The following is a 21,863-nucleotide window of genomic DNA, read 5'->3' as shown; positions in this document are numbered from 1 at the left end:
AGTGATATCGTTCGCGCCGTGTCGGTCGAGTTGGGGCGACGCCTGATCGCGGCGAACCTGGTGACGCGGGAGAAGGTGCAGGCGGCGCTGCTCCTGTCGGTCGTGCGGGGAATCCCATTCACGCGCGCGCTCGTGGATCGCGGGGCGATCACGGAGGCCGAGCTCGACGAGGAGATCGCGCGCTACGCAGGGCCGGGGCTGCGTCACGTGCAAGGCGCGCCGGAGCTCGTGGCGAAGCTGCCGCGCGCGATGTGCCGGAAGCTCTGTGCGCTGCCGACGCGGCTCGATCCGTTCACGGGGACCGTGGACGTGGCCGCGGCCGATCCGCTGGACACGCACATCGAGTCGGAGATGTCGTTCCACCTCGGCGCGCCGGTGCGCGTGCTGCGCGCGCCGATCGGCGCGGTGGAAGAGGCGATCCGGCGGATCGAGCTCACGGCGGCGCAGCCCGAGGCCCCGAAGAAGCCACGAGGCCGCCGCATCACGCCGGCCTCGCCCTACGGCGCGCCGCAGTCGTCGATCCCGCCGCCGCCCACGATCAGCACGCCGATCCCGCTGGTGAAACGCGTGCCCGAAGGAAGCGACACCGACGGGTCGCAAACACCCGCAGCGCCGGCGACACGACGCGGAGCGCCGGGGACGCTGCGCGGCGCGGTGCCGGTGGAGCGTGTCGTTCGTTCGGCGCTGCCGGCGACGAAGGCCGCGGCGGCATCACCGGCGAGCTCGGACGATCCGCCGCGCGTGTCGTTTCCCTCGACGCCGCCGCCGGGCCCCGCCTCGGTGCCGTCGCCCCTCGCCGTGGCGCCGCCCGAGCTCACGGCGTGGCGCGGCGCGACACGTCCGACCCTGGATCCATCGGTCTTCTCGCGTGTGCCTTCGAGCAACGGGGGCACGGCGCCGCGCGTCGTGGGCGACGCGGCGAACGCGGAGAAGGCCGAGCGAGCCGCGGCGATGTGGACGACGCACGACGCGCCCGTCTCGCAACCGCTCGCGCCGGCGCTCGGGGGCCCGATCCCGGAGCCGTCTGCGGGGCCGAACTCGTTCGCGCCTGCGCCGTCGGCGCGTCGTGGGGGGGTATCGGTGCCGCCGCCTGCGATGTCGCTCCCGGTGCCTGCGAAGGCCCAGGTAACGGCACCTGCGCCGGTGACCGTCTCGGATCACGACGAGGAGCCGCAACGCCAGACCTTCGTGGGTCCGCCTCCCCTGCCCTTCCCGGATCCGAGCGCGATCCTCGGGGCGCTCGCGCGCGCGGCGACGCGGGACGAGATCGTCTCGCTCGCGCTCGGCGGCGCGGCGCTCTTCGCGCGTCGCGTGGCGCTCTTCGCGGTCAAGCGCGACGGGTTCCACGGTTGGACCTGCAACGACGAGTTCGGGGACGAAGAGGCGCTGCGGGCGCTCTCGATCCCGCTCGACGTGCCGAGCGTGTTCGCGACGGCGACGGCGACGTCGATCTACCTCGGGCCCGTGCCCGAGACGGCGGCGCACGAGGGGCTGCTCGCGGTGATGGAGCGCGCGAGTCCGGACGTGGCCGTTGTGGCGGTGCGCGTCGCGGGGCGGCCGGCGGCGGTGCTCATGGTCGATGATCTCGGCGACACGCTGACCGGCACGCGCAGGATGGACGAGCTCGCTCGCGCCGTGGGCGAGGCGCTCGCGCGGCTCCTGTCGGCGCGCGGGTAGACGAACGTCGAGGACGACGAACGACGAAGAGCGACGGCCGAGCGGAAGGTCACGCGAAGGCGATCTCGACGTCGATGACGATCAACACGACGGCGGCCATCCTGCTCTCGCTCTACATCGCGGTCGCGGACGAGGCCGGGGTCCCGAGGGACAAACTGCGCGGCACGATCCAGAACGACATCTTGAAGGAGTACGTGGCGCGCGGGACGTACGTCTACCCGCCGCGTCCTTCGATCCGGCTCATCAGCGACATCTTCGCGTTCTGCTCGAAGGACGTGCCGTACTGGAACACGATCTCGATCAGCGGCTACCACATGCGCGAGGCCGGCTGCGACGTGGCCCAGGAGATCGCGTTCACGCTGGCCGACGGGATGGCGTACGTGAAGGCCGCCGTCGAGGCCGGGCTCGACGTCGACGACTTCGGCGGGCAGCTCTCGTTTTTCTTCAACGGGCACAACAACCTGCTCGAGGAGATCGCGAAGCTCCGAGCTGCGCGGAGGATCTGGTCATCGATCATGGAGGAGCGGTTCGGCGCGAAGACGGACCGGGCGCGTGCGCTCAAGTTCCATTGCCAGACCGCGGGGATGACGCTGCTCGCGCAGCAGCCGATGGTGAACGTGGTGCGCGTGGCGATGCAGGCGCTCGCCGCGGTGCTCGGCGGTTGCCAAAGCGTGACGGACTTCGTGGATCCGCTCGGTGGAAGTTACGTGGTCGAGGCGCTGACGACGCGGCTCGAACAGGCGGCGCGCGAGTACATCCGCAGGGTCGACGATCTCGGTCACCTCGGAGAGCCCGCCCGTGACGGTGATGAAGATCGATCCGCGCATCGAGCGCGAACAGGCCGAGCGGACGCGCGCGTGGCGCGCCGAGCACACCGAGATCCTCACCATCTGACGGGCTGTCGTTGCGCTGGGGCTTTGCCCCAGACCCCACCGGGGCTGTCCGCCCCTGGACCCGGACCAGCGAGGCGCTGGACCCAGGACGATGAACTGCGCGGTGCGCAGTTCATCGCACAGGCCGATTCAAGACCCGCAGCGACCCTGCCCGAGGGCATCCTCCGGGCTGTTGGAAGAACTGCGCATCGCGCAGTTCTTCCACCCAAGGTCCAGCGCTGGCGCTGGTCCGGGTCCAGGGGCGGACAGCCCCTGGTCGGGCCCGGGGTGAAACCCCGGCGCCACGCTTCGCTGGACGATCACGTATCTCCGGGATCGTAGAGCCCGCGCTTCTTGAGCAGCGCGCGGAGATGGTTGCGCGCGACGTCGGCCTGGCGCGAGGCCTTCGAGAGGTTGCCGCCGCAGCGACGGACGAGGGCGTCGAGATAGGCGCGCTCGAAACGATCGATCGCGCGGGCCTTGGCTTCGGCGAACGTTCCTTGGAGGTCGAGCGGCTCGCGCTCGGCCTCGCTCCCGCGGAAACCAAATCCCTCGCCGGCGAGATCGTTCTCCGTGATCGTCCCGTCCTGGCAGAGCGCTGCCGCGCGCGCGATCACGTTGCGCAGCTCGCGCACGTTGCCCGGCCACTTGCGCAGCGTGAGGCTCCGCAGCGCCTCCTCCGTGATGGAGAGCGGGCGCTCGGACGTGGAGAGCTCTTCGAGGAAGTGACGCGCGAGCAGCGGGATGTCTGCGGGACGCGCGCGGAGCGGCGGCAAGAAGACGCGCGCCTCGGCGAGGCGGAAGTAGAGATCCTCGCGGAAGCGGTGCGCCTCGATCTCGGCGCGAAGATCTCGGTGCGTCGCGGCGATCAGACGGAAGTCGACCGGGATGATCTCGTGGCCGCCCACGCGTGAGAACGTGCGGCTCTCGAGGACACGGAGCAGCTTCGGCTGCAGGTCCATCGGCAGCTCGCCGATCTCGTCGATGAAGAGCGTGCCGCCGTGGGCTCGCTCGAACGTGCCGATGTGCCGCGCGTCGGCGCCTGTGAACGCGCCGCGCTCGTGACCGAAGAGCACGCTCTCGGCGAGCGTCGGCGGGATCGTCGCTGCGTCGAGCACCACGAACGGGCCCTCGCGCCGCGGCGAGTGCTTGTGGATCGCGCGGGCGAGCTCTTCCTTGCCCGTGCCCGTCTCGCCTTGCGCGAGCACGGTGAGCTGGCTCGGTGCCACGCGCTCGAGCGTCGCGAAGAGCTCGCGCATCTCGGCCGACACGCCGATGAGCCCGCCGAACCGGCCGCCTTCGCTGCCGCGCTCGGGCTCGGCGCGATCGTCGACTTCGACGCGGACGAGCGAGTCGCCGATCTTCAGCAGCGCGCCGGGGCCGAGCTCAGCCTCGTTGAGGCGGTGCGGGCCGAGCCACGTGCCGTTCGTCGTGCCGAGATCCCGCACGAGCACGCGGCCCTCGGGCCTGCGCTCGAGCTCGAGGTGCGTCGCGGAGATGCGCGGATCGGGGATGACGAGGTCGTTGGTCTGGTGCCGGCCCACGGTGGCGCGGGCCCGCGTGACGAGAAGCGTCTTGCCGGCACCCGGTCCCTGGGTGACGACGAGGCGCGCGACGCCGCCGCCCTGTTTGGCTTGGCGGGGCGCGATTTCGGTCGCGGGAAGCTTAGGGGAAGCGGTGTCGCTCACGGTCCGCTCGGAGGGGTATCATGAACGGGGCGCCGCGTACTCTAGAAACCCGCTTCGTTCACCTGCGTGAGGGGCTTGGTCCCGCCTCGCGTCGTGACCGCTGGACGTGTCGGGGGAACCGAAGCCGAAGAGGCGGCTGTGCTGGTTGCTTGCACCACGGGGCGTACTTCGCTCGTGGTGGACGTGGTCGCCGGTGTTTGCGTGGGGCTCGGCGGGGCCTTCGTTCCAGGAGCGGGCTCTTGCGGGGTCCGTGCGGCGCCGCTGGTCGTGGGCTTCGGGGGGGCGATCTGCGTGGTCGGGGCAGGAGCCCGCGTCCAGAACGTAGCGGCCGTCGCGCCGAGGACGGCCGCGCCTGCGATGAGGAAGGCGCCTGCGACGGCGCGGGATCGCTGCGGCTGCGGCGCGGGGTTCTCGGCCGGGATCGTCGTGGGCATCGGCGCGGGCGAAGGCTTTGGCGCCGTCGCGCTCGCGGGTTTCTTTGCCTCGGGGGGCGGCGGTTCGGCGGGCGTCGGATCCGCGGCGGCCGAGCAGAGCGCCGTCGGGAGCGCTTCGGCCATCTCGCCGGCGTCCTTGAAGCGCTCGGCGCGATCGGTGCGTAGGCAGCGATCGACGAGCTTCGCGAGCGCGGCGGGCACGTCGCTCGCCACCTCGGCGAGCCCGGGCGCGTCCTTGCGGCGGATGGCGGCGAGCACCGCGTTCGCGTTCGGCGCTTCGAACGGTCGCCTTCGCGCGAGCATCTCGTAGAGGATCACGCCGAGCGCCCACACGTCGCTGCGCGCGTCCACGTCCGGATCGCCGAGCGCTTGCTCGTAGCTCATGTACTGCGGCGTGCCGAGCACCTGCCCCGTCGCCGTGAGCGTCGCGCAGAGCTCGGGATCCGCGGCCGCGGCGCGCACCTTGCTGATGCCGAGATCGATGATCTTCGGCACCGTGCCGCCACCGTCACGATGCAGGACGATGTTCGCGGGCTTGAGGTCACGATGGACGATCCCTGCGCGATGCAGGGCCGCGACACCGCGCGTGATCGCGAGCGAGATCGCGCCGGCTTCTTTCCAGCCGAGGGGCGGATCGCGGGCGATGCGATCGGCGAGCGTCTCGCCGTCGAGCAGATCGAGGACGAGGTAGAGGAAGCCGTCTTCGGTCTCGCCCACGTCACGCACGCCGACGAGGTGCTCGTGCTGGGCGATCGCGAGCAGGCGCGCCTCTTTCATGAAGCGATCCCGCACCTCGGTGCGCCATCCGGCCGCGTCGAGCGAGATCGCCTTGATCGCGACCTCGCCGCCGGAGACGCGATCCTCCGCGACCCACACGGTCGCCATCGCTCCCTCCGCGAGGGGGCGGACCAGCGCGTAACGCTCGGCGAGGACGCGGCCGATCTCCACTCCCCGAAGGAGTATCACACGCGCCTCGTTTCCGGGGAGATACGCACTCTCCCGGATCGCGCTTCGGGATCAGTCCGAGGTCATCGGGGTGATCACGATGCGATCGTCCTCGGTGCTGTCGAGGGCGGCCTCCACGACGACACGGACGCCGCCGCAGGCGAGCTCGAGGACCTTCGGCGCGCGCGTGCGCTTCCGGCACGCGGGATCGTCCGAGATCCGCGCCGAAAACTCGCGCCGTACGAGCTCCGTCGCGCGGGACACGCCGGCCGCTCGACCGCTCGGATCTCCGAGATCGATCGCCCGACCGGTGAACGTCTCTTCGAGGCGCACGAAGAGATCCGGCCCGCCGATCGTGACACGCCGCGGCCTGCCCCGCGCATCCTCGACGATCACGACTTCGACGGTGGCTTGACGCTCCTCCGTGCCCTCCCCCTTCGTCACCTCGTACGGCAACTCGAAGAGCTTTTCACAGCGCATCTCTCCGCCGCGGGCTTCGTCGTTCCACGTGCACCTGGGCCACGGGAGCGAGAGGCTCCATGGAACGAGGAGCTCCGCTTTCGCTTCTACCATCGGGCGCGCGAAGGCGTCCGGGTCGAGCCACACGCGGAGCGACGTCATCATCTGCTCGCGCGCGGCGCTCCGCATGCCGGCGAGCCTCGCGAGGCGAGCGTTCGTGCCCATGACGGCACGATCGAAGCCGCCTTCCGCGCTCGGCCCCTTCTCGGCGAGTCGTTCGAGCCGTTGCCGCGCCTCGGCGGCGTGCGGGCCGCGTGGGAGCGCCGCGAGGTAGACGTGCAGGCCTGCAGCAGTGCCCCGGTGCTCCTCGAAGTAGAGCGGCTCAGCCATCGTGTAGAACGCGCGCACCTCCGTCGCGAACGTGCCGTCGGGGTACTGCGCGAGGTAACGCGCCGCCGCGACGATGCGCCCTTCGAGCGTCGGCGAGATGCGCGCCTTGCGGAACGCGCCGTACTCGGCCGTGGACGTCGTGACGGGGCGGAGCGCGGCGCAGCCCGAGGCGAGCGCGACGAGCGCCGCCGCGAGGACGATCCATCGAACGAAGGCGCGCCCCGCAGGCGTCACGGCTTCGCCTCCGGCGGACAGAAGTTGCACTCGGTCGAGATCGTCGATCCCTGATCCGCGACGAAGCTCGCATACGTGTCACACGAGGCCGCTTCGAGCGCGCGCAGACAAACGTCGCCGTCGTGCACGATGGGATAACAGCCCTCGGGGAACGATTGCGCAGGCTGCATCGGATCACAGGCGCGCGCGCACGCCGCCGTGGAAAAACCACACTCCTCGCAACGCGCGCAGTCGACCGCGGCCTTCTCGCGGAAGAACGCGGCGGCGTCGAGATCGGCGGGCGCTTCGCCGCAGCTCCCGATGTCACCCACGGTCGGCGCGGCGACGACGAGGACGAGCATCGCGGCGAGGCGGAGGATCTCGGCGCGGCCGATCCCGCGAGCCTGCGTCATGGCAAGAACTCCACGTCGAGGATCAGGCCGAGCGACGCCGAGAGCACGGGATACGCCGGATATTTCTTCTCCCACGTGCTCGCCCCGTAGAACAGGCTGCCCGCCACGTCGAGGACGAGCCCGAGCCCGCCCGTCACGAAGAACGCGCCGCCCCCCGCGACCGTGAGGCCCACGTTCAGATCCGGCGAGAGCAGGATCTCCGGGCCCGCTCGTCCATACGCGAGCAGCCGGCCTGACCCGCGGTACATCAGGACGTACCCGGGGGTGAGCACGGTTTGCCCGACTCCGCGGAGCGCAAACGAGAGCCCCAGCATCCCTCCATGCTGCAAGCCGTCGGGCGGACCGAACGCAAGCGCGCCCATGAGCGTCGTGTACGGCGCCGTCGCGCTCGGCGACTCCGCCGATGCGCCGAGCTGCGTGGCCAGCCGATACGGGTTGTTGAAGCGAAGCCCGCCGCCGAACGAGAGCCCGGCGAGCGTACGCAGGTACCCCTTGGGGGGCGCCGACAGGGCCTCGTAGAGCGCGCGCCTCGCTTCGGCCCCGTCTTCTTCCCGCGCGGCGGGCGCGTCTTCGGCGGCGATCGCGGTCCCGGCCCAGGCGAGGGCACACCCGGTCGCGAACGTCGTCACGAGGGTCGTCGAACGTCGGGGGCGCGGGCGTTTTTCGCGCATGTAGGGGCCCTTGGGTCTTACCGCGTAACGTGCGTTCTTCGCACGTCAAATCACGCGCGCGACTCTTGCATTCGGCCGGAGCGTGAGCAGCAATAAACCCCTCAAGCCGGCCCGATCCGGGGCGAAACACGCGCGGGCGGCCGCCCCGTCCACCCAGGCTCCGCCCCCCGCATCGAGCGTACGCAGCAGCGAACACCGCCACGGCGACACCCCCTCGCGGCGCGCGGGGATGTCGTTCGACGAGAGGGCTCCGCGTCCCGTGCTCGAAGACCTCGACGAGTTCGCCGCGCCGCCTCTGCCGGGCAAGGTGCACCCGGCCAACGCGATGGACGAGCCCGTGCACACGCTCGACGACAGCGATCGCGTTTTTCGACATCACCCGAACGATCAGGTGAGCGAGGGCTTCTCGTTCGATCCCGACAATGCCGACGCGGCAGCCGATCTCGCCGGCGATCTCGGGGCCGAGTTCCTCGAAGGCGCGACGCGCGGCCGCGACATGAGCGACGTGATCTTGTCGGACGAGGGCCAGGATCTCGAGACGCCGTTCCTCGTCGAGGAGATCGGCGCCGAGGCCGAGGACGTGTACTTCTCGGAGGACGATCGTACGAGGATGGAAGATCCGCGCGAACGGGACAAACCCGCCTCGCGCAAGCGCGCAGGCCCCACGGAGTGAGCCAAGGGCGTTACGCGCGGGCCTTCTTCTTGCGCGTCGCGCCCTTCTTCTCCGGCTTTGCCGCCGCGAGGATCTTGCGCGCCAGCGTCGAGACGCCCACGCCCTCGGCGCCTCGCTCCATCCATGCGAGCCGCTCGTACGGCGCCGTCGTCGGCGCTTCGAGGGGCCAGAGTCGGTCCGCGCGCGCGCGAAGCACGAGCACGTCGAGCTCGCGGTGCGTGAGCACGTGCTCGACACGTCCCACCTCCGTGAGCTTCGCCTCCACCGCGACGCCCGCGCCGCGGAGGGAAGGCTTCGCGTCTTCGGCCGTCTGCGCCTCGACCATCGGCGGCTCCCACAACCCGCCGAACAGCCCTCCCTCCTTGCGCCGCGCGAACAAGAAGCGCCCCTCGTGTTCCACCACGGCCGCGACCATCGCCACGCGCGGTGACGCTCGTTTCTCCCCCACGATCGGCAGCTCGCGCTCCCTACCCTGCGCACGCGCCGCGCACGCGTCGCGCACCGGGCAGATCAGGCATGCCGGGTTTTGCGGCGTGCAGATCGTCGCACCGAGCTCCATCAGCGCCTGGTTCCACGCGCCGGGCTCCTCCCGCGGGACGAGCCGCTCCGCCACGCTCCAGATCCGCTTCAGGCCCGCCGTGCTCTTCACGTCGTCCTCGATCGCTTCGAGGCGCGCGAGCACCCGCGCGACGTTGCCGTCCACGAGCGCCGCGGGCCTATCGAACGCGATGCTCGACACGGCGCCCGCGGTGTACGGACCGATCCCGCGCAGCTTCCGCAGCTCCGCGGCCTCCGCGGGGAACACGCCGCCGTGCATCGAAGCGACCTCCTGCGCGCAGCGATGCAGCTCCCGCGCGCGCCGGTAGTAGCCGAGGCCGCTCCAGAGCGAGAGCACCTCGTCGATCTCGGCGGACGCGAGCGCTCGCACGTCCGGAAACCGCTGCAAGAACCGCTCGTAGTACGGGATCACCGTCTCCACGCGCGTCTGCTGCAGCATCACCTCGGACAGCCAGATCGCGTACGGATCCCGCGTCCTGCGCCACGGCAGATCCCGCGCGCTCTTGCGGAACCAGCCCTTGAGCTCGACGGCGAGCGTCGCCTCGCGCGCCGCCACGTCCGCCGCGCGGCCCTTCGTTGTTTGCTTCAAGCGTTTCGACAGGCGCGCTCGACCTCGTCCGGCGCCTTCGGGATGTCGGCCGTCAGGTTCTCGTAGCCCGTGGCCGTGACCAGGATGTCGTCCTCGATGCGGATGCCGATCCCGCGGTACTCCGCGGGCGTCTTCTCGTCGTCCGGCGCCACGTAGATCCCCGGCTCGATCGTCAGCACCATCCCGGGCTCGAGCGGGCGCGCCTCGCCGTCGCGGTAGTAGGGCCCCACGTCGTGCACGTCCATGCCGAGCCAGTGGCTCGTGCGGTGCGGATAGAGCCGCTTGTACGTCTCTTTCTCGATGATCTCGTTCACGTCGCCCGAGAGCAGCCCCTCGCGGACGAACCCCTCGACGAGCGTCCGCACCGTGATGTCGTGCAGCGCGTCCACCGTCACGCCCGGCTTCACGGCCTCGATCGCGGCCATCTGCGCGGCGAGCACGATCTCGTAGAGCCGTCGCTGCACGGGCGAAAACGTCCCGTTCACGGGGAACGTCCGCGTCACGTCGGACGCGTAGTACTCGTACTCGCAGCCTGCATCGATGAGCAGCAGCTCTCCGTCGACGAGCTGCTTCCGGTTCGCGTGGTAGTGCAGGATCGTCGCGTTCGGCCCAGCGCCCACGATGGGCGTGTACGCCGTGCGTTCCGCGCCGTTCCTCCGGAACACCTCGCGGATCTGCGCTTCGACCTCGTACTCGTAGCGACCCGGCGCCGCGAGCCGCATCGACCCGAGGTGCGCCTCGCGCGTGATCGCCGCGGCGCGTCGCATGAAGCCGAGCTCTGCTTCCGACTTCAGCGCGCGCATCTCGTGCAGCACGTTGCCCGGCTCCACGATCTCCGTCGGCCACGTCTTCTTCGTCCGCGTCCCCTTCATCCGGAGGAGCTCCCGCGCGCGGAGCATGCGATCGTCGAGGGATCGGTTCTGGCCGAGCTTGTAGAAGAGCCGGTGGTAGCCCTCGAGGTAGTCGAGGAGCTTGTCGTCGAGCTGGTCGATGGTGAACGCGGCGTCCGCGCCGAACTCGGCCTTCGCGCCCTCCACGCCCGCGCGGGCCCCGTCGTACTTCTCGCGCTCCGGATCCCGCTTGCGCACGAACAGAACCACCTTGTGTTCCGGGTGCTTCGGGGCCAGAAGGAGCACGGCCTCGGGCTCGCCGAAGCCCGTGAGGTAGTGGAAGTCGGAGTCCTGGCGGTACTCGTGGTGGACGCTGTTGTTGCGGATGAGCTCCGGCGCCGCCGGAAGAACGAGCACGCCTTGCAGTCGCTCGAGCAGTTGTTTGCGGCGTTCGGCGAAGATGTTCATCGGGCCGAGACTCTAGCGCAGAACCTTGGCCGGCCAAACCCGCGACGTGCCCGCGCGCGCCGCCTCCTCCTCACCCTCGCCGCGCTCGCGTGCCTCCCCCTCCTCGCCGGCTGTCGTGAGCGCCCGCGCCCCTGGGAGCAGGCCGGCGGCGCCGCCTCCGCGCCCGACGCCCCACCTCCGACCCCGCCCTTGCCCAAGCTCCCGCCCTCGATGCTCGGCGAGGCCCCGGCCGATCCCGACGGCGGCGCCGCCGAAGCAGGCCTGGCCGCGCGGAACGAGGATCCCATCGCCTCGCCTGTGCGTGTGGGAGGACCCTGGATTCGCTGTTACGGCAACTTTCGGCTCGAAGGGGATCCAAGGAAGGATCTCACGCGCCTGACGATGCTTTGTGGCCCGGAAAACGGGATGCGACGGCTCACGAAGGAGCCGGTCGAGGGGGAGGTCGCCGAGGGGGGCGCGCCCGTGCCGTTTCCGCTCGAAGCGAAAAAAGGCGAGTGTTATCGGATCTTTGCCGTCGCCGAGCCGAGCGTGGCCGACCTCGACGTCGTGGTGCGATCGAGCCGAGGCACGTCGATCGCCGCGGATCACGGCGAGGATCGGTGGCCCATCGTCCAGCCGGATCGTCCGTTTTGTCCTCTGGAAGACGATACCCTGACGGTGGAGCTTGCCGCCCGGCGCGGAAAAGGAAAGGTCGTCGCGGAGGTTTGGGCGCTCCGCGTGTCGATGTCCGATTGACGAAGGCTCCCTTCCTGACTAGTGAGCCGGCGGATGGGCGACATCGACGATCTTCCGAGCCGTGAAGAGCCGCCCGAGGGGGAGAAGCCGGAGACGGAGCGGCGGCGCACGTTCGACCGTGCCATTCCGGAGCTGCTCAAGCGCGCTGTCGAGCGCGCCGTCGAGACCGGCGTCGGCAAGCTGAGTGAAGGCCCCGACACCCTTCGGCAATTCGTGGGGGACATGAAGCTGCCGAAGGAGGTCTTAAACTACCTCTACCATCAGATCGACGACACGAAGACCGGTCTGTACCGCGTCGTCGCGAAGGAAATCCGCGACGTCCTCGAGCACACGCAGTTCGCCGACGAGCTGACGAAGGTGCTCACGAAGCTCTCGTTCGAGATCAAGACGGAGATCCGCTTCGTCCCGAACGACGCGCGTCCCGCCGAAAAACCTCCGGCCGAGGAGGGGGATGAAGGCGAGGCAGAGGAGGACGAGGCAGGAGCAGCGGAGGGGCAGAAGGGCTTGCCGAAGCCGAGCGTCTCCGCGCAGGTGACGGTCAAGGATCGAGGAAAAGAGACGCGGCGCGAGCGCAGAAGACGCGAGGGTACGTGATCACGAAGAAGCCGAAGACCGGTGGCGAGATCGATTCTTATTGCACGAAATGCAAGCTCGACCTGACTCACCGCATCATCGCCATGGTCGGCGACGAGGTGAAGAAGGTCGAGTGCAAGACGTGCGGCTCCCATCACCTCTACCGCCGCCCGAAGAGCGAGAAGCTCGCGCCGCTGGCGCCAAAGACGAAGGCCGCCGGCGCAACGAAGCGCGAAGGCGGCGAGGAGCGCAAGACCTCGGGTGGTCGCGCGAGCGCCGCCGCGCAACGCGAGCGTGACCAGACGGTCCAGTGGGAGCACGCGATCGCCGGCCAGCCGATGGGCGCCTTCAAGCCCTACCGCGTCACGCTCACGCTCGGCCCAGGCGAGCTCGTCCGTCACCCGAAGTTCGGCGACGGCGTCGTCGCCCGCGTGATCGATCGCGGCAAGGTCGAGATCCTGTTCAAGGACGGCCCCAAAACGATGGCCCACGGTCAGGTCGTCTGAAGCGCGACACACACGCCTCCGCTTGGGTCCTCGGCTCGTCCTGGGCTACCCTCCCGGCCCCGTGACCGCCCCCGAGACAGAAAAAAAGAAGAAGCCGCGGCGCTGGCGACGGCGTGTGGGGATAGGCCTCGGCGTGACGCTCGTCGCGGGGGGCGCGACGTGGTGGGCGATCCACAACGTGCCAGGCTTCGGCCCCGCGCTCGCAGACGGCGTGCGCGCGGTGCTCGGCCCCTCCGTGGTCGCATGGATCGAGGACACGGCCTACGGCATCGCCGACCGCGTCAACGTCTGGCGCCACGGCGACGAGGCCCCCACGACGTTCTGGGAGACGCCAGCCTCGGCCTCAGCCGCCCTGCCAGCCGCACCCGCACCCGAGGTCGTGCCCGCGAAGGCCGACGTCGCCGACGCCTCCGCGCCCGAGATCCCGAGCTTCCCCCCGCCACGCTTCGAGCCGCCCTTCACGAGCGTCGCAGCGACGGGCGACGGGACATGGCTCGTGATGCAGGAGGGCAGCCGCGCAGGCGAGCCGCCCGTGATGGTCAAGGGCGTGGTCCACCCCGATCCGAAACGTGGCTTCGCCGCGGTGGCCGTCGTCGCCATGGACCTGACGCGCGTCGCCATCCGCCTCGTCGCAGGCACGACCGAGCCCGTCTCGCAGAACGTGCCGCTCTCCGAGCGCCCCGGCCTCGTCCCGGCCACGGAGCACCCGGACCTCATCGCAGCCTTCAACGGCGGCTTCAAGGCGCTGCACGGGCAGTACGGGATGATGATCGGGGGCAAGACGTTCCTGCCCCCCCGCGACATCGCTTGCACCGTGGGGCTCTACCGCGACGGCGCAATCCGCATCGGCACCTGGCCCAAGCTCGCGCCGACCGAGGCACAGATGGCGGCCTACCGGCAAGCGCCCGCATGTCTCGTCGAAGGCGGCGAGCTCAACACGAAGCTCACCGAGTACAACAAGAACTGGGGCGCGACGGTCAGCGGCGAGACGGTGATCCGCAGGTCCGCGATCGGCATCGACGCCGCAGGGCGCACGCTCTTCTACGCGCTCGGCGAGGCCGTGACGGCGCAATCCCTGGCGCGCGCGATGAAAGCCGCAGGCGCGCGCGACGCCGCGCAACTCGACGTGAACTACGCCTATCCGCGCTTCCTGCTCTTCGAACACCCGCCCGCCGCAGAACGCCGCGTCGCCTCATCGCTCGTGCCGCACGTCGACTACCGCGCCCACGACTACGTGAAGGACCCATCCCCGCGCGACTTCTTCTACGTCACGCGCCGCAGCCAGTAAGGTTTGTCCGTTGCGCCGGGGCGCTGCCCCGGACCCCGCGGGGGGCTGTCCGCCCCCTCGACCCCGGACCAGGCACGGCCTGGACCGCGGGTGGAAGAACTGCGCGGAGCGCAGTTCTTCCAACGGGCCGGTGGCAAGACCATCGAGGTTGGTTTCAAGCTGGCGACGGGTACGTCGCCAGTCGAACCGTCAGCGCTGCTGTCTTGGTGGGCAGAGTCGTCGCCAGTCTTGACCCTGCCTGTTCGATGAACTGCGCATCGCGCAGTTCATCGACCCCGGGTCCAGCCCCTGGCTGGTCCGGGTGCAGGGGCGGATAGCCCCTGCTGGGGCCTGGGGCAAAGCCCCAGCTCCGCGCCTGAAGCCTACGCCTTCGGCCGCGCGAGGTTTTCCTTCAGATCGATCCACCACACTGGCGCGCCTGCCGCGGGTTCGCCGCCGGGCGGCCCGACGCTCACCTCGACGCGGATCGGACCTACCGCGCGCATGTAGATGCGCTGCCCGACGGCTGTCGCGCCGAGCTTGCAGATCGCGATCTCCACGCGCGGATCGTCGGCGGCGACCTCGCCGTCGTCCTCGGCGCGCATGTACAGCACCTCGACGTTTGGCTTCGTGCATGCGCCGACCTCGCGCCACACGTCGTACTCGACCGACGGATCGAGCACGTCGGCGAGCTGGCCGTGTCGGTTGCGGCCTACGCGGTACTTGAAGGCGTCGCGCTTCTCGGCGCGCACGCTCGCGCCGATGCGTTCGAAGCGCATCGCGAGGGCGCCGAGCGCGCATGCCGTCTTCACGGTCGGCGCGCCGAGGTTCAGGCGATCGGGCTCGATGAACCGGTGGATCTTCACGTTCTTCGGCAGCGTCGCCGTGAGTTTGTCGAGCAGCGCCGGGTGCATGCTCATGCGACCGCCGAGCATCACGCGCAGGCCGTCGTAGGGATCCGGATCACGCCCGATCTTCTCGAGCGCCTTCTCCAGGCCCACGCGCACCTCCTCCACCGCCTCCGAGAACCAGCCGTCGATCTCCGCCGCGATGGCTTGCCGATCCACCTCGAGCGGGAGATCGAAGAACGGACCGTCGAGCGTGGCGAGCTTGATCGACTTCGGCAGACGCGCGTCGCCGCCTTCGAGCAGCGGCCGGATCGCGTCCTTCAGCACCTCGGCGTTCGCGCGTCCTTCCGGGCTCGCGACGAGCAGGTGCTCGAGCGCGCCCACGGGCGTCTCCTCGCTCGGCCGATCGAAGGGCACGCGTGCCGCGCCCACGCTCGCCTCGGCGGCGACGTAGATCCGGTAGGCGAGCCTGTGCAGGAGCCGCTCGCCGCCGAACCACGGGATGCTCGTCGGCTCCAGGTACTCGATCATCCGCTCGTGGCCGCCCTCCATCTGCTCGTCGGGTTTGGCGTTGCGGAACAGACCGAAGACCACGCCCGTCTCGCTCGCGCCCGCGTCGATCGCCACGAAGGGCACCGGATCGGGCTTCGGCTGCACGGCGAATGCGCGGAACGCGAAGGCTGCGAACGGGATCGCCGCGGGGCCCGCGTCCACCACGTTCAGCATGTCCATGTCGTGGAACTCCATCATCCCGGCGGGCAGGCTGCGGAAGAGGCCGCGACGCACGGCGACGAGCGCGCTCTTGCGCCGATCCTCGTTCCAGCCCGACGGCATCGCCACGAGGTAACGCGTGTGGATCCCGCGCGTCCTGTGGTTGACGTGCAGGCCGATGTAGTAGGCGTAGAGCTCGATCGGATCGAAGGGATCGTGTGCGCCGATCCCGTCCTCGTCGATGATGGGCGGCGCCGGCTTCTTGAGCGTCTCTTGCGTCTCCGGATCCCCGCGCCCGCGCAGCGAGATCTTCTCCTTGCGGTCCACGCGCTCGCGCAGCATCGGCAGGTGCGTCAGCGTCGAGGCGCCGAGCGAGATCGACTCCTCGCCGCCTCGCTTGCGCGCGGTGCGTGCTGCGTGCCCGATCGTCACCTCGCCCCAGCGTGTCATTGGCAGGATCACGCGATCGCGCCACGCCTTCAGCGTCCGCCCGAGCTGCTCGAACGAGATCTCGCTCGGGTTCTCGTAGTCGGCCGACACCACGGGCGCGCTCGTCGCGCCGATGCGCACGAGCTCTGGCGCGCTCCGATCGCCGCGCAGTGCGACGACTGTCGTGCTCGATCCGAGATCGATCGACACCCACTCCTTGAGTACGTCGTGCTTCGGATCGCGCCGCTTCACCTCGGGCGGCACCGCGTCCTTGTCCGTGCGCCCGATCCGCTTGTGGATGCCGACGACCTTGCCCTGGCGCAGGATCGCGATCGCCGTCTGCCCCACGTACCGCGCGCCGTTCCAGAGCCCGGCCGAGGGATCCGTGAGCAGGTGCCCTTTCACGCAGGGCAGGTTCGCCACCACCGTCGGGAACAGATCGGCGAGGTGATCACTCGACGCGGCGCCGTCGTACCGCTCCACCTTGATCGCGGGGCTGTAGTAGTCCTGCGCGCCTGCGCCGTAGATGCGCGGCGTCGTCTGGATCAGCTTGAGGTACGGGACGGGCGAGGTGTGTTCGTCGAGCCTGTACTCCTGGTACTGCTTCGTCCATCCGATCTGGTTTTCCATCTCGGGGCCGATGCGGGGCACGCTCGCGTTCATCTCGGTGCCGAAGTAGAGGAACTTCGTCGGCGCGCCGCCCACATACGCCGCGATCCGCACCTCGATGAACGACTGCGAGGCTGGAAGTGGAGGCAGCGGGATCGTGTAATCGAGCACCAGCGTGGTGGACCAAGGCTGATCGAACAGGCGCGACTCCCACCTTGTCACCAGCGTCGGAAAGCCTCTCCCCTCGAGCGAAGTGAGCCTCTCGGCCTCGCGAAGGTGGGCGTCGTCGATCGACAGCTCGTAGAGCGACATACGGGGGCGACCTTAACACGAACACGCTGGCGGTCGGCAAAGGCCCTTTCGGGCATCCGCGACCCCTGCGGCGACGCCCGCGGCCTGCCGGCGCCCTCGCCTTTTCTCCCACCCGCCTCCTGGGCTCGCGCCCGGCACCCGTGGTAAGCTCGAGACGTGTTGGATTCCTTCCGCTTCTCGCGAGCGATGATCCGATGACGCTCACCCCCGGCCAAGTCATCGACGACAAGTACCGCATCGTCCGTCTCCTCGGCACGGGAGGGATGGGCGCGGTCTTCGAGGGCGAGAACACGCGGATCAAGCGCCGCGTCGCCATCAAGGTCCTGCACGCGAGCGTCTCCGGCTCGGGCGAGACCGTCGCGCGGTTCGAGCGCGAAGCGCAGGCCGCGGGGCGCATCGGCTCGGAGCACATCTGCGAGGTGCTCGACCTCGGCGTTCTCCCCGACCAGTCGCGCTACATGGTCATGGAGTACCTCGACGGCGAGACCTTGAGCGCGCGGATCAAGCGCTCCGGCCGCCTCGCGCCGGCGCAGAGCATCCCGCTCATGTCGCAGGTCCTCGACGCGCTCGGCGCTGCGCACGCCGCGGGGATCATCCATCGGGATCTCAAGCCCGACAACATCTTCATCCTGCCGAACAAGGCGGGCCGCGCCGACTTCATCAAGATCCTCGACTTCGGCGTCTCGAAGTTCTCGCAGATCGGCGGCGAAGAGATGAACGTGACGCGGGCCGGCTCCGTCGTCGGCACGCCGTACTACATGTCGCCCGAGCAAGCGCGCGGTATGGCCGTCGTCGATGCGCGCAGCGACATCTATGCGCTCGGCGTCGTGCTCTACCAGGCGACGACGGGACAGGTCCCCTTCCGCGCCGAGACCTTCAACGAGCTGCTTTTCAAGATCGCGCTCGAACTCCCGCCTCCGCCGCAGCAGTTCGTCCCGGACCTCGATCCCGAGTTCTCCCTGATCATCCAGCGCGCCATGGCCCGCGAGCAGGTGCACCGCTTCCAGTCGTGCGCCGAGTTCAAGGAGACGCTCCTCGCCTGGCAAGCCGCGCGTGGTGGACAAAGCATCCCCCCCGGCGCGCGTTTGGCGACGCAACCGCCTGGCGCGCTCGTCGCCCCGGGCCCGCTGACGGCGACGCCGCTGCCCGGCGTGATCCCGGGCGTCGGGATGACAACGCAGCCGCCCGGCGTGCCCGGCATGGGCACGACTGGACAAACCGGCGCCTCGCTCGACGGCTCGCAAGGCACGGCGAACGCGTGGGGCCACACCTCGGGCGCGGCCACGCCGAAGCCTTCCCGCGCGGGCGCGGTCGTGGGCGGGCTCGTCGGGCTGGTCTTGCTCTCGGGCCTCGGCGTCGCCGGGTACCTGATGCTCGGCAAGAAAGACTCGACGCAAGCCGGAGGCTCGATCCCGTCGGCGAGCGTCGCCCCGCCTGTCCCGACGACCGCGGCCACACCGGCCCCGCCGCCGACGACGAGCGCCGCGGACGTCGACCCCACGCCGCCGGACGCAAAGACAGCGGAGCCCGCCGCGAGCGCGGCGCCGACCACGACCACCTCGACTGCGCCGCTCGGGACCCCATCCACGAAGCTCGGCGGCCCTCTCCCCAAGCCCTCCGCGACGTCGACGAACAAGCCGAACAAGGGCGGAACGACGGGCGGCGACTTCGGGTACTGAACGACTCGGAAAACCAGCGCCCCTCACCCCTCTCCGCTGGGAGAGGGGCCGGGGGTGAGGTCGATCAGAACCGACCGACGAGCCCAGCGCCGTTCGGCGCGACGTACGGCACGACGCTCGCGCCTGCGGGTTTGTCCTGCTTGCCCCCGATCAGGAACAACGCGACGCCGGCGCCGGCCAGCGCCGCGCCTGCCGCGAAGCCCACGATCGCGCCCGTCCCGCGCGAGGCTGCCGCCTCGTCCAGCGCCGTGATGTTCGCCTGTTGGTCCGTGGGACACGGCTTCGGACAGGCTTTGAACGCCGCGTCCGCATCGCCCGACTTGCTCACGAACATCACCGTGAAGATCGTCCCGGCGATGATCCCCGCGCCGCCGAGGCCCATGCCCGCGATGCCCACGTACTTCAGCGGGCTCGTGCCTTGCGGCTTCTCCGGGCCCGTCGGCCCGCTGCCCACGTCGGTTTGTCCGCTGCCGTCCGGCGACGCTGCGCCCGCCGTCGGCGCCTCCACTTCGAGCGACACTTCTTTCTTCTCGCCGTCGCCGAGCGAGACCTCTTGCGTGACGGGGCTTCGTCCGGCCGCGGTCGCGGTCACCACGTGTTTGCCCGGATCGATCGGCCGGTGCACACCGATGAGCGCGGACGTGACGCCCTGCTCGTCGAGCTTGACCGTTACCTTCGACGGATCGGCCGCGCCTGGACCGGTGAGCACGATGCGCAGCGAGCCGATGCGGGGCTCGATCGCAGCGAGCTCGGTCCTCGCGTCCTCCTGGGCTCGCTTGAACGCGGCGGGCGCGCTCGCGGGCAGCTCCTCGCGGATGATCTTGAGGAACGACTCGCGCGCGGCGACCAGCTTGCCGAGACCCACCTGCCCGCGCCCGATGAGGAGCAGGTGCGGCGGCGCGTGGATGATCGCCTCGGCGCGACCGAGGAGATCGATCGCCTCGGCGTAGTCCTTCTTTTGCAGGGCCTCGGCGCCTTGTTGCGCCAGGGAGCGCGCGGCCGCCTTCTCCTCGGCCGTCTGCGAGGAAGCAGTCCTCGGCGAAAGGAGCGCGAGCGCGACGGTGGCGGCGGCGGCGAGCGGAGCGAGACGATGGAGGCGCACGGGACGTAATCTCCTCGAACTCCGACCCTACCACACGAGCAGGCGCATCGAGCAAATCCCGCGCCGCGCGGCGCTTCGACCGCGAGACCGCCCACGACGGCATTGCTTTCGCATGGGCAGATCTCATGAAAACCCGCTCCCCCCGCCTGGTCATCGTGAGCGCGCGGGCGCCGTTCGTGCGTACGCCGAACGGCATCGTCCGCGCGCCAGGCGGCTTGATCTCCGCGCTCCTGCCGCTCATGCGCAGGTCACGCGGCACCTGGATCGCGGCGGGCGCCGACCGGGACGCTTGCGAAGCGAGCGAGCTACCCTTCCGCGTTCGTGCCCTCTCCCTCTCTTCGGAGACTCGCGCGGCCTGGTATGCAGGCGCCTCGAACGGCGCGCTCTGGCCGCTCTCGCACGGCTTCGTCGAGGTGTGTCGTTTCCGCGCCGAGCAGGCACGCGCTTACTTCGAGGTGTGCCGCGCGGCCGCGGAGGTCGCGGCCGAGCACGCGCCTCCGGGCGCTGTCGTGTGGATCCACGACTACCAGCTCGCGCTCGTCCCTGCCCTGCTCCGGGCGCGCAGGCCTGACCTCACGATCGGCTTCTTCTGGCACATCCCCTGGCCCGTCGCCGAGAACCTGCGTGTGCTGCCCTGGGCCTCCGAGCTCGTCGAGGGGCTGCTCGGCGCGGATCTCGTGGGCCTGCACGTGCCGCGGTACGTGCGCGCCTTCCGCGACACGCTCGACGAGCTCGGCGTCGCGCACGTGAACGAAGAGGAAGGCATCGTCGTCCCGCGAGGCGCGCGTCACGCGCGGATCGAAGCGTGGCCGATCGGCATCGACGTCGAGGGTTGGGCCTCGCTCGGGCGCGACGAGAGCGTGGCCGCGGAGGCCGTGCACATCACCTCGGAGCTCGGCGGCGGCCGCGTGCTGCTCTCGGTCGATCGCATGGACTACGCGAAGGGCATCGTCGAGCGGCTCGAAGCCTTCGAGCGGCTGCTCGAGCAGAGCTCCGAGGTCCGTGAGCGCGTCACGCTCGTGCAGATCGGCGTGCCGAGCCGCGAGACGGTGGCGGCGTATCGTGACCTCCGGCAGCGGATCGAGGCCACGGTCGGCCGCATCCAGGGCCGCTTCGGCGGGCCTCGGAGAAAGCCCGTGCACCTCTTCGCGCGGACCTTGGACGCGCACGAGCTCGCCGCGTATTACCTCGCGGCCGACGCCGCGATCGTCACGCCGAAGCGCGACGGCATGAACCTCGTTGCCTTCGAGTACATCGCCACGCGGCCGAGGCCGAACGGCCGGCTCTTGCTGAGCATGACCGCGGGCGCGGCCGACGTGCTCCCCGAGGCGCACCTCGTCAACCCCTACGACGAAGAGGGACTCGGCTCGGCGATCGGGCACGTGGCCCTCGCGCCGGAGACGGCGAACGACAGCACGCGGATGGCCGCGTTGAAGGCCAGGGTCTCCCGACTCTCCGTCGAAACGTGGGCCTCGGGCTTCCTCGCGCGGCTCGAACAGGTCACGCAGGAGCACGCACCTGCGCAGGCACGGGAGACTCGCCTTGCTGCGTCCGTGCGTGTCACACGCGCGCGCTGACGAGGTCCCTCGTGCGCATCGTGCGCAGACGGAGCCGCCGTGATCGGGACGCACGAGGCGGATGGCACCGGACGTGCTGAACCCTCGGATCTCATGTCCAGCACAACACACACATCATCGAATTCCGGCTCGGAGGGCAAGGACCCCGGGCGAACCGGCGCGACACGATCCCCCGTGGAGGGCCAGGTGATCCCCTCGGTGGGGCACGTGTTCCGTTGCCCCCAGTGCAGCCGCGTCTTCCTCGTCGTGGCCGCGGACGGCGCGACGGCCGCGCCGCGATGCGCGTGCGGCGCCGAGCTCGTCACCAGTACGTTGCCGGCGGGCGCGCACGAGATCCAGATGCGCGCGCATGCCAAGCGACGAAGCACGTCGCGCCGCGCGCGCACGCGTGGCGATGCGATCGATCAAGGCTACGGCTCCTCGCACGGCTACGGCCCTGGGCATGGTGGGCCCACGAGCCCGGGGGACGCACCTGCGTGCGGGACAGAGAACACGCCCCCTTGTGATGCGGCGCCTGTGGAAAGCAGGGTGGATCCGGAAAAACCCTGAGATTCGTATTGCCGCGACGGCGTGCACGCTCTGCCCGGCACGCAGGCTGCATAGGGGGAATGCGGGCGGACGTCCTCGCGGCGTTA

18 protein-coding genes and 1 pseudogene are annotated in these 21,863 nt (G+C 70.2%); 10 read left to right on the top strand and 9 right to left on the bottom strand.

All coding sequences use genetic code 11. The features are described 5' to 3' along the window. The first annotated feature begins 18 nt into the window (after positions 1–18). Both E8A74_RS41570 and E8A74_RS56170 read left to right on the top strand, forming a co-directional pair. Positions 19–1,677, top strand: coding sequence for a GspE/PulE/PilB domain-containing protein (locus E8A74_RS41570; RefSeq protein WP_136934680.1), 1,659 nt, complete (start codon positions 19–21; stop codon positions 1,675–1,677). Positions 1,678–1,739: 62 nt separating this feature from the next. Beyond that, positions 1,740–2,456: pseudogene (locus E8A74_RS56170) on the top strand (methylmalonyl-CoA mutase family protein); the annotation flags it as partial. Between the two features lie 413 nt (positions 2,457–2,869). Here E8A74_RS56170 and E8A74_RS41560 read toward each other — a convergent pair. From E8A74_RS41560 to E8A74_RS41540, 5 genes are read right to left on the bottom strand one after another with little or no spacing between them, the layout of a single operon-like run. Further along, positions 2,870–4,237 carry a sigma 54-interacting transcriptional regulator gene (locus E8A74_RS41560; protein ID WP_136934678.1) on the bottom strand — a complete coding sequence of 456 codons (1,368 nt, stop codon included), beginning with the start codon at positions 4,235–4,237 and terminating at the stop codon, positions 2,870–2,872. A gap of 41 nt (positions 4,238–4,278) precedes the next feature. Next, positions 4,279–5,637, bottom strand: a complete 1,359-nt coding sequence (locus E8A74_RS41555; RefSeq protein WP_136934677.1) for a serine/threonine-protein kinase — start codon at positions 5,635–5,637, stop codon at positions 4,279–4,281. Positions 5,638–5,688: 51 nt separating this feature from the next. Beyond that, positions 5,689–6,729 carry a hypothetical protein gene (locus E8A74_RS41550; RefSeq protein ID WP_136934676.1) on the bottom strand — a complete coding sequence of 347 codons (1,041 nt, stop codon included), beginning with the start codon at positions 6,727–6,729 and terminating at the stop codon, positions 5,689–5,691. Next, the gene (locus E8A74_RS41545; RefSeq protein ID WP_136934675.1) at positions 6,696–7,091 is read right to left on the bottom strand and encodes a hypothetical protein; all 396 of its coding nucleotides are present in this window, start codon (positions 7,089–7,091) and stop codon (positions 6,696–6,698) included. The genes E8A74_RS41550 and E8A74_RS41545 overlap by 34 nt, the downstream gene beginning before the upstream one ends. Continuing rightward, positions 7,088–7,720 carry a hypothetical protein gene (locus E8A74_RS41540; protein WP_136934674.1) on the bottom strand — a complete coding sequence of 211 codons (633 nt, stop codon included), beginning with the start codon at positions 7,718–7,720 and terminating at the stop codon, positions 7,088–7,090. Before E8A74_RS41540 ends, E8A74_RS41545 begins: the two co-directional genes overlap by 4 nt. Before the next feature lie 301 nt (positions 7,721–8,021). Here E8A74_RS41540 and E8A74_RS41535 point away from each other — a divergent pair, with 301 nt between their 5' ends. Further along, positions 8,022–8,435 carry a hypothetical protein gene (locus E8A74_RS41535; protein WP_136934673.1) on the top strand — a complete coding sequence of 138 codons (414 nt, stop codon included), beginning with the start codon at positions 8,022–8,024 and terminating at the stop codon, positions 8,433–8,435. Positions 8,436–8,445: 10 nt separating this feature from the next. Here E8A74_RS41535 and mutY read toward each other — a convergent pair whose 3' ends face one another. Both mutY and E8A74_RS41525 read right to left on the bottom strand, forming a co-directional pair. Then, the gene (mutY, locus tag E8A74_RS41530; protein WP_232379980.1) at positions 8,446–9,582 is read right to left on the bottom strand and encodes an A/G-specific adenine glycosylase; all 1,137 of its coding nucleotides are present in this window, start codon (positions 9,580–9,582) and stop codon (positions 8,446–8,448) included. Then, positions 9,579–10,880, bottom strand: a complete 1,302-nt coding sequence (locus E8A74_RS41525; RefSeq protein ID WP_136934672.1) for an aminopeptidase P N-terminal domain-containing protein — start codon at positions 10,878–10,880, stop codon at positions 9,579–9,581. Before E8A74_RS41525 ends, mutY begins: the two co-directional genes overlap by 4 nt. Between E8A74_RS41525 and E8A74_RS41520 the strand changes: the two genes are divergently transcribed. From E8A74_RS41520 to E8A74_RS41505, 4 genes are all read left to right on the top strand, one after another. Then, positions 10,833–11,615: a hypothetical protein gene (locus E8A74_RS41520; RefSeq protein ID WP_136934671.1), complete on the top strand. Its 783-nt coding sequence runs from the start codon at positions 10,833–10,835 to the stop codon at positions 11,613–11,615. The two genes, E8A74_RS41525 and E8A74_RS41520, sit on opposite strands and share 48 nt — an antisense overlap. Positions 11,616–11,648: 33 nt before the next feature. Next, positions 11,649–12,209 carry a hypothetical protein gene (locus E8A74_RS41515; protein ID WP_136934670.1) on the top strand — a complete coding sequence of 187 codons (561 nt, stop codon included), beginning with the start codon at positions 11,649–11,651 and terminating at the stop codon, positions 12,207–12,209. Next, on the top strand, positions 12,206–12,694 hold the full coding sequence (locus E8A74_RS41510; protein ID WP_136934669.1) for a hypothetical protein: 489 nt from the start codon (positions 12,206–12,208) through the stop codon (positions 12,692–12,694). The genes E8A74_RS41515 and E8A74_RS41510 overlap by 4 nt, the downstream gene beginning before the upstream one ends. Positions 12,695–12,755: 61 nt before the next feature. Beyond that, entirely contained in the window at positions 12,756–13,982 is a 1,227-nt protein-coding gene (locus tag E8A74_RS41505; RefSeq protein WP_232379979.1) for a phosphodiester glycosidase family protein, read from the top strand. Positions 13,983–14,344: 362 nt separating this feature from the next. On the opposite strand, the gene E8A74_RS41500 is transcribed toward E8A74_RS41505, so the two are convergent. After that, the gene (locus tag E8A74_RS41500; RefSeq protein WP_136934668.1) at positions 14,345–16,870 is read right to left on the bottom strand and encodes a hypothetical protein; all 2,526 of its coding nucleotides are present in this window, start codon (positions 16,868–16,870) and stop codon (positions 14,345–14,347) included. Between the two features lie 194 nt (positions 16,871–17,064). On the opposite strand from E8A74_RS41500, the gene E8A74_RS41495 reads away from it, so the two are divergent. Continuing rightward, positions 17,065–18,549: a serine/threonine protein kinase gene (locus tag E8A74_RS41495; protein ID WP_136934667.1), complete on the top strand. Its 1,485-nt coding sequence runs from the start codon at positions 17,065–17,067 to the stop codon at positions 18,547–18,549. Between the two features lie 64 nt (positions 18,550–18,613). On the opposite strand, the gene E8A74_RS41490 is transcribed toward E8A74_RS41495, so the two are convergent. Beyond that, on the bottom strand, positions 18,614–19,651 hold the full coding sequence (locus tag E8A74_RS41490; RefSeq protein WP_136934666.1) for a peptidase associated/transthyretin-like domain-containing protein: 1,038 nt from the start codon (positions 19,649–19,651) through the stop codon (positions 18,614–18,616). A gap of 125 nt (positions 19,652–19,776) precedes the next feature. Between E8A74_RS41490 and E8A74_RS41485 the strand changes: the two genes are divergently transcribed. Beyond that, entirely contained in the window at positions 19,777–21,228 is a 1,452-nt protein-coding gene (locus E8A74_RS41485) for an alpha,alpha-trehalose-phosphate synthase (UDP-forming) (RefSeq protein ID WP_136934665.1), read from the top strand. 93 nt (positions 21,229–21,321) lie between these two features. Then, positions 21,322–21,777 (top strand): hypothetical protein, encoded by a 456-nt coding sequence (locus E8A74_RS41480; RefSeq protein WP_136934664.1) that lies wholly within the window; start codon positions 21,322–21,324, stop codon positions 21,775–21,777. Positions 21,778–21,863 lie beyond the last annotated feature (86 nt).

The organism is Polyangium fumosum (genome assembly GCF_005144585.1).
GTDB lineage: Bacteria > Myxococcota_A > Polyangia > Polyangiales > Polyangiaceae > Polyangium > Polyangium fumosum.
Note: the sequence above shows the minus strand (reverse complement) of the source record. Positions and strands in the feature narration are given on the sequence as shown.